This window comes from Pseudonocardia sp. GCM10023141 (assembly GCF_042653605.1).
This window is the reverse complement of the sequence record NZ_JBHSIR010000009.1, coordinates 316,150-329,730: the sequence shown is the minus strand read 5'-3', so window position 1 is coordinate 329,730 and position 13,581 is coordinate 316,150. Positions and strand designations below refer to the sequence as shown.

Genomic DNA, 13,581 nt, shown 5'->3' with positions numbered 1-13,581 from the left:
CCTTTCTGCGTCAGGGGTGCCGGGCGGCCTGGTGGGCGAGGAACGCCTCCAGGGTCGCCAGCCGATGGGCGCGCACGGCCTGCTCGATCCCGGCCGCGGGGGCGCCGCTCTCGATCAGGCCGAGGATGGTCTCGTGCTCGGCAACGGACTCGCGGGCGCGGCCGGGGACGAAGCTGAACGTCGAGGTGCGCAGCGCGCTCAGCCGGTTCCAGCCGCGCTCGACCAGGTCGAGGACCTGCGGGTTGGGGCACGCCGCGAAGAGCACGGTGTGGAAGGTCCGGTTGAGCGCGGTGAACCGGGTGGGCTCGAAGTCGCCGAGGCAGGCGGCGAGGTCGGCGTTCAGCGACCGTGCCTCGGCCAGGGCCTCGGGCCGGACCAGCGGCGCGGCCAGTGCCGCCGCATATCCCTCGACGAGCGCGAGGGTCTGCATCGTGTGCTGGTACTCGCTCTCGTCGACCATCGCGACCTGCGCACCGACATTGCGCTCGAACGTCACCAGTCCCTCGGCCTCCAGCATCCGGATCGCCTCCCGGACCGGGACGACGCTGACGCCGAGCTCCTGCGCGAGCTGCCCGAGCACGAGTCGGTAACCGGGGGAGAAGCGGCCCTCCGCGATGCGGGCCTTGATCCACCGGTGGGCGATCTGGGACTTGCTCAGTCCCGTCGCGGTCACCTCGCCTGCCATGCGGCGTACCTCCCGAGCCAGTACTCGTTCATCGGGTAGAGCCCCTCGACGCGTTCGCCCGCGGCGACCTGCTCCGCGATGAACCGCTCCTGACGCTCCTGCTCGATCGCCGCGTCGACGATCTCCTCGACCAGGCTCGGCGGGATGACCAGCACGCCGTCGCCGTCGCCGACGATGACGTCGCCGGGGCACACCGCCGCGCCGCCGCAGGCGATCGCGATGTCGACGTCCCACGGCACGTGGCGGCGGCCGAGCACGGCGGGGTGCGGCCCGCGGTGGTAGGTCGGGATGTCCAGCGCGGTCACGGCGGCGAGGTCGCGGACACCGCCGTCGGTGACGATGCCGGCCGCACCGGCGGTCTGTGCGCGCAGCGCGAGGATGTCGCCGATGGTGCCGGTGCCCGGCTCGCCGCGGGCCTCCATGACCAGCACGTCACCGGGGCCGAGCCCGTCGATCGCCCGCTTCTGCGCGTTGTAGCCGCCGCCGACCCTCGCGAAGAGGTCCTCGCGGTAGGGCAGGTAGCGCAGCGTCCGCGCGCGGCCGGTGAGCCGCGCGCCGGGGCGGGTCGAGGTGAGCCCGTCGATCGATACCGCGTTGTACCCGCGCTTGCGCAGCTGCGCCGACAGCGTGGCGGTGCCGACGGACTCGATCCGCGTCCGCAGCTCCGCGGTCAGCGTGAAGCCGGGCTCGCGGGTCCCGTACGCGTCGGCGCGCTGCTCGTCGTCGACGCGGGGGAGCGCGCCGAACGGCCCGAACGCGACGGTGCCCTCGCCGATCCGCGTGACCAGCCGGCCGGTGCTCCGCCCGGAGCGCCCGACCTCGACGACCTCGATCTCGATGACGTCGCCGGGTACCGCCACCGACGCGCCCGCGGGAGTGCCGGTGAGGATGACGTCACCGGGCTCCAGGGTGATCAGCTGGGAGAGGTCGGCCACCAACCTGCCGAATTCGAACAGCAGCCCGGTGGTGGTGTCGTCCTGCACCAGCGCGCCGTTGTGCCAGGTGCGCAGCCGCAGCGCGGCGGGGTCGAGGTCCGCGGCGGGCAGCACCGTCGGGCCGAGCGGGGTGAACCCGTCGCCGCCCTTCGAGCGGAGGTTGCTGCCCTTGTCGGCGTAGCGGAGGTCGTACACGCCGAGGTCGTTGGCGGCGGTGACCCCGGAGACGTACGACCAGCCGTCCTCGGGGGTGACGCGGCGCGCCTCCCGGCCGATGACCAGCGCGATCTCGCCCTCGAAGCCGAGCAGCTCGGTGCCGGCAGGCCGTTCGAGCACGGCCCCACTCGCCGCGACGGACGTCGACGGCTTGAGGAAGTACGACGGCTGTTCGGGAACGCGGCCGCGCTGCTCGGCACGCGAACGGTAGTTGAGGTGGACCGCGATGATCTTTCCGGGACGCTCCGCGAGCGGGAGGGCGCTGGCCATGTTGGTTCCTACCTGCCGGTCCGAACAAAGATATTCCAAATCATATACGATCTCCGCCTGGCGCGGTACGGCCGGCGGCGGGCGGCGGCGGTGTCAGGGACGAGCGGTGATGCCCGCCAGTAGCCAGGCCAGGCCGGTGTCGAACGTCGCGCGCGAGACGGCTCGCGGTAGCGGTGCTGCGTCGCCGCCTGCCGCGAAGGCCGCCGAGCCGATCGCGTGGACGATCAGCGTGCGGCGGGCGCCGGGCACCGTGTCGGGTGCGACGCCCGCCCTGGTCAGCAGCGTGTCCACGGTGACGCCGAGGCGCACCGCGTTCGGGCCGCGAGCGCCCTGGCGGGCCAGGAAGGACGGCACCAGGTCGGCGTGGCGCAGCAGTGCCTCGTACGACGACGACATCACCGCAGCGACGCCCGCGATCGGGTCGGTCACGTCGGGACCCGGGTCCAGCACGGCGGACAGGACGTCGTCGAGCAGCGCGTCGACGGGCTCCGGGCGTACCTGTCGTGATCGCGTTCGTGCACGGCAACCCGGAGACGGCCGCGGTGTGGTGGTGACGCCGCGTTCGTCGAGGACTTCGCGCGGTTCGCGCAGCTGTCGCCGCTGGGACGGCTGATCGATCGATCGACGTCGCCCACGCCGTGGCGTTCCCCGTCTCGGACCGGGCCCGCACCATCACCGGCGAGACCCGGCACGTCGCCGCCGGTACTGATCAGCTGATCTTGCGTCGGTACCTGGCGATCGCGACGGTGTAGGCGATGACGAGGATGCCGGCGAGCCAGGCGAGCGCGACCCAGATGTCGCTGCCGACGGGTTGCTGGGTGAACAGCGCCCGGATCGTGTTCACGATGGCGGTCACGGGCTGGTTCTCGGCGAACCAGGCGACCGGGCCGGGCATCGAGCTGGTGGGTGCGAAGGCGGAGCTGATGAAGGGCAGGAAGATCAGCGGGTAGCTGAACGCGCTGGCCCCGTCCACGGATTTCGCCGAGAGCCCGGCGATCACGGCGAGCCAGGTCAGGGCGAGGGTGAACAGGACCACGATGCCGGCGACCGCGAGCCAGGCGCCGACCGATGCCCCGGTGCGGAACCCCATGATGAGGGCGACACCCACGACGAGCGCGACGGAGATGAGGTTCGCGACCAGCGAGGTGAACACATGCGCCCACAGCACGCTCGAGCGTGCGATCGGCATCGATTGGAACCGTTCGAAGATCCCGCCTTGCAGGTCGAGGAACAGTCGGTAGGCGGTGTAGGCGATGCCTGAGGCGATCGTGATGAGCAGGATGCCGGGCAGCAGGTAGTTGACGTAGGACTCGTCGGTTCCGGTGCTGATCGCGCCACCGAGCACGTACACGAACAGCAGCATCAGGGCGATCGGGGTGACCGCGGTGGTGATGATCGTGTCGGGGCTACGGAGGATGTGGCGCAGTGAGCGGCCGGTGAGGGTGGCGGTGTCCGCGAGGACGTAGGTGGTCATCGGGAGTCCTTGCCTGCTCGGGAGGCGGTGTCGGTGGGGCCGACGAGTGCGAGGAAGACGTCCTGGAGGGAGGGCTGCTTCTCGATGTACTCGACCTCGGCCGGCGGAAGGAGCTGCTTGAGTTCGGTGAGCGTGCCGTTCTGGATGATCGTGCCCTCGTGCAGGATCGCGATCCGGTCGGCGAGCTGCTCGGCCTCATCGAGGTACTGGGTGGTGAGCAGCACGGTCGTGCCGCCCGTGGCGAGTTCCCGGACCGCCTGCCAGACGTCGATCCGCGCTTGCGGGTCGAGGCCGGTGGTGGGCTCGTCGAGGAAGATGACCGGGGGGTTGCCGATGAGGCTCATGGCGATGTCGAGTCGGCGGCGCATGCCGCCGGAGTACGTCGATGCCCTGCGGTCACCTGCGTCGGTGAGGGAGAAGCGGGCGAGTAGGGCGTCGGCGATCGCGCCGGGGTCGTCGAGGTGGCGAAGTCTGGCGACGAGCACGAGGTTCTCCCGACCGCTGAGGATCTCGTCGACCGCGGCGAACTGACCGGTCAGGCTGATCGACCGGCGCACGTCGCCGGGACTGTCGGCGACGTCGAAGCCGTGGACCGTCGCCGTGCCGGCATCGGCCTTCAGCAGCGTCGACAGGATCCGCACGAGCGTGGTCTTGCCGGCACCGTTGGAGCCCAGCAGCGCGAAGATGCTGCCGCCGGCGACGTCGAAGTCGACGCCCCGCAGCACGTGCACGTCCTTGTAGGACTTCTCGATGCCCCGGACGCGGATCGCGGGTGGGGTCTTCATCGCTGCTGCTCCCGTTCGGCGTCCTGGATCGCCTGGGTGAGCCGAGCGCGTTCCTTGTCGATCCATTGCTTGCCGTCATAGGCCCGCGCGAAGGCCTCGGCGAATTCCACCGGATCGTCGCCGACGATCTCGTGCACGGGTGTGCCGTCGGTGGCGGCGCGCTCCCACAGGTCGGTGAGGTCGCCGAACATCGTGGTGAGGGTGTCGCCGTCGGTGATGCCCCCGTAGTACATGAGGTACCGGTGCAATGCCTTCGCCGCCGTCTCGTACGGCCCAGGGAGGGCGTCGATGCGGGCCTTGTCCTGGCGGTACTGCTTCTTCTGCTCCAGTGACCCGGTGAGGGTCTCGATCCACTTGGCAGCCATCAGTTCTCTCCTTCTCCTTGTGCGATGCGCAGCTGTTCGATCCGCTCCGTCAGGAATCTCCAGGTCGTCCAGAACCCGTCGAGTTGTTCCTGCCCCTGTGAATTGAGCGAGTACACCTTGCGTGGTGGACCCTTCTCCGAGGGGACCTTTTCGACGTCCACGAAGCCCCGTTGCTCGACCCGGATCAGGAGCGCGTACACGGTCCCTTCGACGAGGTCGGAGAAACCCTGATCCCGCAACCGTGCGGTGATCTCATAGCCGTATGCCGGACGTGCCGACAGGACCGCCAAGACGATGCCCTCCAGCGTCCCCTTGAGCATCTCCGTCATCTGGTTGCCCATCGCCTGCCTCTCTACTCAGCGATGCTGACTACTACTAGACGGTAACACTAGGTACCAGTACTTGGCAACGCTAGATACCGTCACGGATCCGGGGGCCACGCTCAGACCGGGCCGGCCGTGATCGAGTTCGGATCGGTCCCGCAGGCAGCTGCACCGGTCGCGCCGGGGGTGATCGCCTGCACCCTCGCGGGTGACGAGCAGGCGCAACGCGGCGCCGGGTGGGCTCAGCTGCTGCGCGGGGGCCACCACCAGGCAGGACACCCCCGGTGGGTTGCGGGTGGCGCTCCCGCTGGATCCGGAGCTCGCCGGGCAGCTGGCCCGGCTGGCCACCGCGGAACAGTCGTGTTGCTCGTTCCTGCAGTTCGGCGTGTGATCACCTCGACCGAGCTGATCCGCACCGTTGACGGCCCACCCGCGGCGCGTCCCCTCGTCGCCGAGCTGTTCGGAGCACCCGCCTGAGCGCCGCGGCCACGTCCGAGCCGGCGCGGCGTCTGCCACCCGTCGTCGTCCCCGCGTTGATCGTGCTCCTCGCGCTCGCCGTGATCGCGGGGTTGGCAGGATTCCCGGTGTGACGGTGATCCGGTCGGTCCTGCTGTTCGTCCTCGCGGCTGTCGCGGAGATCGGTGGTGCGTGGCTGATCTGGCAGGGGGTCCGTGAGCACCGTGGGCTGTGGTGGATCGGTGCCGGCATCATCGCGCTGGGCGCCTACGGTTTCGTCGCGACCCTGCAACCCGAGGCGAACTTCGGGCGCATCCTCGCCGCCTACGGCGGCATCTTCGTCGCGGGGTCGCTGGCCTGGGGCATGCTGCTGGACGGTTTCCGACCCGACCGCTACGACGTCATCGGCGCGATCATCTGCCTGCTCGGCGTCGCCGTGATCATGTACGCGCCACGCCCGGCATGAGAGTAGGGGCTCCTGCGGTGCGCGAGATGACCCGCCGCCGCCCGGTCGTGGGCGATCGGGGTCAGCCGGAGCGCGGCAGCACCAGACCCCGGTTGCGGCGTGGCGCCGGGTCGGGACCCGATCCGGGCCGGGGCCGCATCCGGAACCGCAGGCGGCAGATCACCGCGTCGGTGTGGCGGCCCGCGTAGCGGGCGACGATCGCGCCGCGACGGTTGAACAGCACCCGCTGCCACCAGTGATCCGGGGCGACCTCGCCGATGAGCAGCACCACCCGTTCGGTGCCCGGTTCGGCCAGCCTCCGGAGGTAGCGGGAGATTGCCGGGCCCAGTATCCGGCTCGGGGCCCCGTCCTCGTCGATCGCGGCGAGCATGACCAGCACGACATCGGGCCGCCACTGCTGCCATCGCTGCTGCAACGCGGTTGTGGCGCCACGGTCGTCGGGCTCGTCGCCGAGCACGACGTGCAACGCCACCACCCGGTCACCCATCGACAGCGCCGCCGACAGGCTCTCCTCGGTCAACCGGGTGATCCCGACGACCGGGACCACCACCACCGAGGCTGCCGGCCGGGGTCGGCGGGGGCTGGTGTCGACCTCGAGGACCGCACCGATGCGGGTGTAGGCGCGGCGCACCCCGACGAACAGTGCCACGAGCACCGGGATGATCACCGCGATCACCCAGGCGCCCTCGGTGAACTTCTCGGCCACCAGCACGACGGCTGCCGCACTGGTCAGTGCCGCGCCCAGCAGGTTCAGTGCCGCTCGCGGCCGCCACCGCGGGCCGCGCGCCACCCACCAGTGGCGCAGCATCCCGGCCTGGCAGAGGGCGAAACCGACGAAGACGCCGATCGCGAACAGCGGTACGAGTACGGCGACCTGGCCGGCGGCGACGAGCAGGAGCACCGCGGACAGGACCGACAGCACCACGATCGAGGCGCGGTAGACCTGCCGGTCCCCGCGCAGCCCGAACACGTGTGGCAACGCACCGTCGGCGGCCAGCCGCGCGGCGAGTACGGGCAGGCCGCCGTAGGAGGTGTTCGCGGCGAGGCCCAGCAGCACGACCGTCGCGAGCTGCACCACCAGGTAGAACGGGCCCGTCCCGACGGCGCCCTCGGCCAGCAGTGAGAGCAGGGTGCGCCCGTTGACCGGTCCGGCACCGAAGAGCCCGATGAGCACCGCGAGGCCGATCAGCAGCGCACCGAGCACGATCCCCAGCCCGGCCTCCGCCCGGCGCGCCCGCACCCGGCGCGGTGACCGGAACGACGGCGTCGCGTTCGCGATCGCCTCGACGCCGGTCAACGCCGAGCAGCCGTTCGCGAACGCGGCGAGGATCAGCAGCACCCCCACCGTCTGCGGGGTGATGACGACGTCGGGCGTCGGGAGTGGTGCGAGCGGCCCGCCGCGAGCGATCCCGACGACGATGAGCACGACCAGCGACCCGACGAACGCCAGCGCAGGCAGGGCGAACAGCTTCCCCCCGGCCACGACCCCGCGCAGGTTCACGGCCGTCACCGCCACCAGCACCGCCAGGCACAGCTCGACGGTCCAGGGCAGCAGGGCCGGGAACGCCGAGGTCAACGCGGCGACACCAGCGGCTACCGACACGGCGACGTTGAGCACGTAGTCCACGACCAGCGACGCCGCGGCGACCAGCCCGTAGCCACGCCCGAGGTTGTCGCGAGCAACGGTGTAGGCGCCGCCACCGTCGGGGTAGGTCGCGATGACCTGCCGGTAGCAGATGACGAGCACCGCCAGCAGCGCCACGATCACCAGCGTGACGGGCAGGGTGAACCCGATCCCTGCCGTGCCGGCAACGGCCAGCGCCAACACGATCGACTCCGGCCCGTAGGCGCAGGAGGCCAACGCATCCAACCCCAACGCGGCAAGCCCGGTACCGGCGGTGAGCCGGTGCTTGTCCTGTGCGGCAATGACGTGCGACATCGTGATCCTCTGGGTACGCATCCGGCGCGATACCGTCGCGCCGCGCGTGAGCCTTCCGGGTCGCGGCGGCAGGCGGCGCGATCCGTACGCGTTCTTGACAGCGTGATCCACCCCACCGGGGCCCGTGGGGCATCGCACCGCGGGCTCCGCCTCCCAGGGATGAGCGGCCGTCAAGGATGGGTTAAGGCCTCTTGACGCCCCGGCCGTCGCGGCGCCTGCTTCACGCATGCGTAGTTCTGCGCCAAGCACACCCGCGATGGTGATCGTCGCCGTGGTCGCACCGCTGGCACTGTGCGGTCTCCTGGTTCCGCTGCGCGGCGTCGTCGCCACCACCAACGCCGCGCTCCTGCTCGTACTGGTCGTGGTCGGTGTTGCTGCCACCGGGCAGCGGGTCGCGGGCATCGTCGCCGCCCTCGCCGGCGCGGTGTGGTTCGACCTCCTGCTCACCCCGCCCTACGGCACGCTCGCCATCGCCGATCCCGATGACATCGAGACCGCCGTGTTGCTGACCGTCGTCGGGCTGGCCGTGATCGAGATCGCGTTGTGGGGGCGCCGGCAGCAGGCCCGGTCGAGCGCGCGCGAGGGATACCTGGCGGGCGTCGTCACCGCGGCACGGATCGTGGCATCGGGCGACACCACGCTGCCGGAGCTGATCGAGCGCGTCACCCAGCAGATCACCGACATCCTCGACCTCGACGCCTGCCGGTTCGAGCCCGCGCTGTCCCCCGCCGGCGCGCACCTCGACCGGGACGGCACCGTCAGCTGGAACGGCCATCAGGTCGACGTCCGCCGCGACGGGTTGCCCACCATGGACGAGATCGACCTCCTGGCCGAGCACGGCGGCCAGACCTTCGGCCACTTCGTCCTCACCGCCGCCACGCGGGTCCGGCGCCCCGAACTCGAGCAGTTGCTGGTCGTCGTCACCCTTGCCGAGCAGGTCGGTGCCGCCATCGCCGCGAACACCGCCACCGCGATCACCCGGCACGGCGCCCCCGTCGACGGTCGAGTGACCTGATCACGGACATCGCGCCGCCAACCCACGCACCGTCCTGCAGCGCACGTCGGCGCCGTCAACACCTGGAGGCTGGACACATGTCGGTGGGCCGTGCTCGAGGGTGGGCAGGCAGCAGCGCGGCGGCATCCTTGGTCCTTCCCTGTCCGCGAGCTGCGGGTACGACGGCCCCGTGTGCCTGCGGCGCGATTCTGCCTGACCGGACAACGAGGCAACGCACGGATCCGGCCAGAGGTGTCGGCAGGTCCGGCCAGGAATCACGTCGATCCCGACCCGGCTCCGCGACAGTGACCCGTCCGCGGCGGCGCACCGTCGACAGCTGAATCCTGGTTGACAGCGATCACGTCGTGGACTTGTTTGGTGCTGTCGGCGCAGGGTCGGAGCGGGGGATCCAGATGGTTGATGTGCTCGTCGTGGGGGGCGGCCCGGTCGGTCTGCTGCTGGCCGCGGAGCTGAAGCTGGCAGGGGTGGAGCCACTGGTCCTGGAGGCGGCCAGGGGTTCTGAACGCCGCGAGCGCAGCTTCGGCATGCGCGGGATCAACGCGCGCAGCACGCAGACGCTGCGGCTGAGGGGGTTGACCGCGGCGCTGGCCGCGGCGCAGAAGGCGATGTTCGACGGGATCGCCGCGCACGATCGGGCGAGTGCCGATCTGGTCGGTCACCTCGTCCGCATGCTGCAGGAGGGCCGGGCGAGGGGACATTTCGGCGGGTTGCCGCTGGTCGAGGACGAGGGCGTCCTCGACGGGAGCGCCGAGCAGTTCCTGCTCAAGCAGCATCTCGTGGAGGCGGTTCTGGCCGAGCGGGCGCGCGAGCTCGATGTGGACGTCCGCCCGGGATGCGAGGTTGTCGACGTCCTCGACGAGGACGGCGCCGTGGTCGCCGTGCTGGCCGACGGCCGCCGGTGGGACGCCGAGTTCCTGGTCGGGTGCGACGGTGGGCGCAGCGTCGTGCGCAAGCGCTCGGGCATCGCGTTTCCCGGCACACCCGCGACGATGACCGGACGGTCGGCGGTGGCCGAGCTCGCCGATCCCGACGCCATCACCTCGTCGCTGCACAGTGCCGGTGGCCTGGTGAACCTGTCGCTCGTGCCAGGGGAGATCGCCACCATCGAGTTCGACGGCGGGCCCGGTGACCGCGACACCCCGGTCACCGCAGAGGAGATGCAGGCCAGCATCCGCCGGGCGAGCGGAACCGACGCCATCGTCACGCGGCTGGAGAGCGGGATCCGCTACAGCGACAACACGCGCCTCGCCGATGTCTACCGGCAGGGCCGGATCCTGCTCGCGGGCGACGCCGCGCACGTCCACTCCCCGATCGGCGGTCAGGGCCTCAACCTCGGCCTCCAGGACGCGGTCAACCTCGGCTGGAAGCTCGCGTTGGTGATCCGTGGTCTCGCACCCGAGCGGCTGCTCGACACCTACACCGCCGAACGGCGTCCGGTCGCGGAACGGGTGCTGCGCAACACCCGCGCCCAGGTGGCGCTGATGCGGCCGGGCCCGCAGACGAGCGCGCTGCGCGAGGTGCTCGGCGAGACGCTGCAGATCCCGGAGGCGAAGCGCCACTTCACCGAGATGATCAACCACACCGACATCGACTACGCGCCGGACTCGGCGCACCCGTTGACCGGCCGGTTCGTACCCGCGCTCGAACCCGACGCGCTCCGCGACGGCAGGGCACTGTTGATCGCCCCCGGCGCCGGCGCCGAGATCCGTTCCGCAGCAGCGGGTTTCGCCGATCGGGTGCGGGTCCACGACGAGCTGTCCGGCTCACCCGACGGCCGGGTCACGCTGCTGGTCCGGCCCGACGGCTACGTCGCGTTCGCCGGTGTCGAGCCCGACCCCGCAGAGCTCACCGCGGCGCTGACCGCCTGGTTCGGAACCGCATCCGCGGCGGCCGCAGTGTCATAGCTCGCGACCGTCGCGCACCCGACCTCCCGACTTCGCACACCGCGTCCCGTCTTCGCACGGGTTGGAGCGTGTGCGAGGACCGGCGACGGTATGCGCAGTCGGGCTGGACCACGCGAACCGGTCAGCTCGCTGCGCCGGGTGCCCGTTCCTGCGGCAACGCGAGTGCCTCCACGCTGCGGAGGGCGAGATCGAGCCCCAGCGCCATCGGTTGCGCACTGCGGGCGGCCTGGGAGAGGAGGTAGCCGCCCTGGAAGGCGGCCATGATGCCGGTGGCGAGCTCGGCAGGGTCGGCGTCGGGGTCGAGCTCGCCGCGATCCTGCATCCGGCGGATCCCCGCGGCGAGGTAGGACTCCCAGTTCTGGAACGTGGCGTTGAGCAGGATCCGGGCCGGTTCGGACCGGTCCGCCAGCTCACTGGCCAGCGAGCCGATCTCGCAGCCGCGCGCTCCGTGGCGCTCGTCGACGAAGCGGACGATCGCATCGCGCCATCGCCGCAGACCCTGCAGCGAGCTCAGTTGTTCGAGGTGGGGCTCCTGCCGCTCCAGCACACGCGTGGCCTGCATCTTGATCACTGCGGTGACCAGGGCGTCCTTGTCGTCGAAGTAGTGGTAGAGCTGTGACTTGCTGGTACCGGACGCCTCGACGACCTGGTCGATGGTCGTGCCGGCCACCCCGTTGGCGTGCATGAGGTCGGCCGCGGCCGCGACGATGCGGTCGCGGGTGAGGGCACCGCGGGCGGTCAGGCGCCGCGCGGGAGGCTCAGCTCCGGCATTCGTCGCTCCGCCATTCGTCACGGACGCGATCGTAGCTCGACGACGTGGTCGAGAACGCCGTCAGCGGTGCCGCCTCCCGGCACTGACCTCGAGTCCTCACGGACGAACGCGGATGATCGTCTTTCCCCTGACCCGCGCGGTCGGGTTGAAGGCGGCGACAGCGTCGTCGAGCGCTGCGACGGTGCCGATGTTCGTCCGCACGCGCCCGTCCCGCACGCGCCGGGCGATCTCGCCCAGTTGGGCGCGGTCGGACACGACGACGAAGTCGACCGTCCGACCGTCGGCGGGTCGGACCTGCGGCGGTCCGGTGACGCTGACCAGCGTTCCGCCGGGTCGAACCAGGCCGGCGGACCGCTTCCCGATGTCGCCGCCGATCATGTCGAACACCAGGTCGACGCCGCCGATGTCGGCCAGGGCGTCGTTGTCGAGGTCGACGAACTCGTGGGCGCCGAAGTCGAGCGCCGCCTGCCGATCGGCAGCGCGTCCGGTGCCGATGACGTGGGCGCCTGCCTCCCGCGCGAGCTGTGACGCCATCGAACCGACGGCGCCGGCCGCACCGTGCACCAGGATGCTCTGCCCGGACTGCAGGCGGCCGTGCTCGAACAGTCCCTGCCACGCCGTCAGTCCCGTCATCGCGACGCCCGCACCCACCGTGAAGTCGACGTCGCCGGGCAGTGGCGCGAGATTGCGTGCCTCGACGACGGCGTGTTCCGCGAGGGTGCCGTCGCGTGTCCAGTCCGTGATGCCGAACACCCGCTGTCCCATTGAGACACCGGTTGTGCCGTAGCCGAGTGCGGTGACCACCCCGGCCACCTCGTGGCCGGGGATCACCGGGGTGCGGTCGAGACCGCGGCGATCGACCCAGGTCGAGGGCCACTCCAGCTCGTTCCCCGTGAACCCCGACGCATGAACCTCGACGATGACATCGCCGTAGTTCGCGCCCTCGAGACCGGCGAGCCGCGCCGCGTCCGGCTCGGGCCGCTCCCGGAGCATCATGCCGGCGGTGCCCGCGGACGGGTCCGTCACCACGATCGCCTTCATCCGCGGGACTCCGTGCTCTCCGGGCGAACGCGGATGATCGTCTTGCCCTTGATCCGCCCGGTAGGGTTGAAGGCGGCGACGGCATCGTCGAGCGCCACGACGGTGCCGATGTTCGTCCGCAGCCGCCCGTCGCGGACCCGCTGGACGACCTCGCTCAGCTGAGCGCGATCGGCCTCGACGACGAAGTCGACAGCCAGGCCATCCACCGGCTGCGCCTCGGGTGGGCCGGCGATGGTCACCAGCATCCCGCCGGGGCGGACCAGGCCCGCGGACCGCTTCTGGATGTCGCCACCGATCACGTCGAAGACCAGGTCGACGCCGCCGATGTCCTCCAGGGCGTCGTGGTCGAGGTCGAGGAACTCCTGTGCGCCGAAGTCCAGCGCCGCCTGCCGATCGGCAGCGCGTCCGGTGCCGATGACGTGGGCGCCGGCCTGGCGGGCCAGTTGCGTCACCATCGAACCGACGCCGCCGGCCGCACCGTGCACGAGAACGCTCTGCCCCACCTCGAAGCGCCCGTGGACGAACAATCCCTGCCACGCCGTCAGTCCCGAGATCGGCAGGCTCGCACCCACCGCGAAGTCGACATCACCGGGCAGGGGCGCGAGGTTGCGCGCCTCGACGGCCACGTACTCCGCCAGGGTGCCGTCGCGCGTCCAGTCGGTGAGGCCGAACACCCGCTGTCCCACCGACAGCCCCCGCGTGCCGTAGCCGAGAGCGCTGACCACCCCCGCCACCTCGTGCCCGGGAATCGACGGCGTCCGGTCCCGGCCCAGGCGGTCGGTCCAGTTCGAGGGCCACGTGAGCTCGCCCGGCGTGAATCCCGACGCGTGCACCTGCACGAGGACGTCGTTGCCGGCCGCCGCCGGCTCGGCCTGGTCCACGAGCGTCATCCCGGACGTTCCGGCGGCCTGATCCGTCACCACGATCGCCTTCAT

Annotated in this window: 15 protein-coding genes; 4 read left to right on the top strand and 11 right to left on the bottom strand. The window is 71.1% G+C overall.

Features of this window, described 5'->3' with window-relative positions:
* Nucleotides 1-10: 10 nt before the first annotated feature.
* The 7 genes from ACFPFQ_RS06355 to ACFPFQ_RS06325 all read right to left on the bottom strand — a co-directional run bounded on the left by ACFPFQ_RS06355 (nt 11) and on the right by ACFPFQ_RS06325 (nt 5,071).
* On the bottom strand, nt 11-685 hold the full coding sequence (locus ACFPFQ_RS06355) for a GntR family transcriptional regulator (RefSeq protein ID WP_379615715.1): 675 nt from the start codon (nt 683-685) through the stop codon (nt 11-13).
* Nucleotides 670-2,106 (bottom strand): fumarylacetoacetate hydrolase family protein, encoded by a 1,437-nt coding sequence (locus ACFPFQ_RS06350; RefSeq protein ID WP_379615713.1) that lies wholly within the window; start codon nt 2,104-2,106, stop codon nt 670-672. Before ACFPFQ_RS06350 ends, ACFPFQ_RS06355 begins: the two co-directional genes overlap by 16 nt.
* Before the next feature lie 93 nt (nt 2,107-2,199).
* Nucleotides 2,200-2,535, bottom strand: coding sequence for a hypothetical protein (locus ACFPFQ_RS06345; RefSeq protein WP_379615711.1), 336 nt, complete (start codon nt 2,533-2,535; stop codon nt 2,200-2,202).
* Between the two features lie 280 nt (nt 2,536-2,815).
* Nucleotides 2,816-3,580 (bottom strand): ABC transporter permease, encoded by a 765-nt coding sequence (locus ACFPFQ_RS06340; protein WP_379615709.1) that lies wholly within the window; start codon nt 3,578-3,580, stop codon nt 2,816-2,818.
* Nucleotides 3,577-4,365, bottom strand: a complete 789-nt coding sequence (locus tag ACFPFQ_RS06335; RefSeq protein WP_379615707.1) for an ABC transporter ATP-binding protein — start codon at nt 4,363-4,365, stop codon at nt 3,577-3,579. The genes ACFPFQ_RS06340 and ACFPFQ_RS06335 overlap by 4 nt, the downstream gene beginning before the upstream one ends.
* Nucleotides 4,362-4,730 carry a DUF1048 domain-containing protein gene (locus ACFPFQ_RS06330; protein WP_379615705.1) on the bottom strand — a complete coding sequence of 123 codons (369 nt, stop codon included), beginning with the start codon at nt 4,728-4,730 and terminating at the stop codon, nt 4,362-4,364. Before ACFPFQ_RS06330 ends, ACFPFQ_RS06335 begins: the two co-directional genes overlap by 4 nt.
* Complete coding sequence (locus tag ACFPFQ_RS06325; protein ID WP_379615703.1) at nt 4,730-5,071, bottom strand: PadR family transcriptional regulator; 342 nt, start codon at nt 5,069-5,071, stop codon at nt 4,730-4,732. Before ACFPFQ_RS06325 ends, ACFPFQ_RS06330 begins: the two co-directional genes overlap by 1 nt.
* Nucleotides 5,072-5,261: 190 nt before the next feature.
* Here ACFPFQ_RS06325 and ACFPFQ_RS06320 point away from each other — a divergent pair, with 190 nt between their 5' ends.
* A complete protein-coding gene (locus ACFPFQ_RS06320; protein WP_379615701.1) occupies nt 5,262-5,444 on the top strand; it encodes a hypothetical protein in 183 nt (60 codons plus the stop codon).
* Between the two features lie 195 nt (nt 5,445-5,639).
* A complete protein-coding gene (locus ACFPFQ_RS06315) occupies nt 5,640-5,975 on the top strand; it encodes a YnfA family protein (RefSeq protein ID WP_379615699.1) in 336 nt (111 codons plus the stop codon).
* A gap of 61 nt (nt 5,976-6,036) precedes the next feature.
* On the opposite strand, the gene ACFPFQ_RS06310 is transcribed toward ACFPFQ_RS06315, so the two are convergent.
* On the bottom strand, nt 6,037-7,914 hold the full coding sequence (locus ACFPFQ_RS06310; RefSeq protein WP_379615697.1) for an APC family permease: 1,878 nt from the start codon (nt 7,912-7,914) through the stop codon (nt 6,037-6,039).
* A gap of 256 nt (nt 7,915-8,170) precedes the next feature.
* On the opposite strand from ACFPFQ_RS06310, the gene ACFPFQ_RS06305 reads away from it, so the two are divergent.
* Together ACFPFQ_RS06305 and ACFPFQ_RS06300 are read left to right on the top strand one after the other, a co-directional pair.
* Complete coding sequence (locus ACFPFQ_RS06305; RefSeq protein WP_379615695.1) at nt 8,171-8,929, top strand: DUF4118 domain-containing protein; 759 nt, start codon at nt 8,171-8,173, stop codon at nt 8,927-8,929.
* A 392-nt stretch (nt 8,930-9,321) separates the two neighbouring features.
* Nucleotides 9,322-10,833, top strand: coding sequence for an FAD-dependent monooxygenase (locus ACFPFQ_RS06300; RefSeq protein WP_379615693.1), 1,512 nt, complete (start codon nt 9,322-9,324; stop codon nt 10,831-10,833).
* Nucleotides 10,834-10,954: 121 nt separating this feature from the next.
* On the opposite strand, the gene ACFPFQ_RS06295 is transcribed toward ACFPFQ_RS06300, so the two are convergent.
* The 3 genes from ACFPFQ_RS06295 to ACFPFQ_RS06285 all read right to left on the bottom strand — a co-directional run bounded on the left by ACFPFQ_RS06295 (nt 10,955) and on the right by ACFPFQ_RS06285 (nt 13,581).
* Nucleotides 10,955-11,626, bottom strand: a complete 672-nt coding sequence (locus ACFPFQ_RS06295; protein WP_379615691.1) for a TetR/AcrR family transcriptional regulator — start codon at nt 11,624-11,626, stop codon at nt 10,955-10,957.
* Nucleotides 11,627-11,701: 75 nt separating this feature from the next.
* On the bottom strand, nt 11,702-12,646 hold the full coding sequence (locus ACFPFQ_RS06290; RefSeq protein ID WP_379615689.1) for an NADP-dependent oxidoreductase: 945 nt from the start codon (nt 12,644-12,646) through the stop codon (nt 11,702-11,704).
* On the bottom strand, nt 12,643-13,581 hold the full coding sequence (locus tag ACFPFQ_RS06285; RefSeq protein WP_379615687.1) for an NADP-dependent oxidoreductase: 939 nt from the start codon (nt 13,579-13,581) through the stop codon (nt 12,643-12,645). Before ACFPFQ_RS06285 ends, ACFPFQ_RS06290 begins: the two co-directional genes overlap by 4 nt.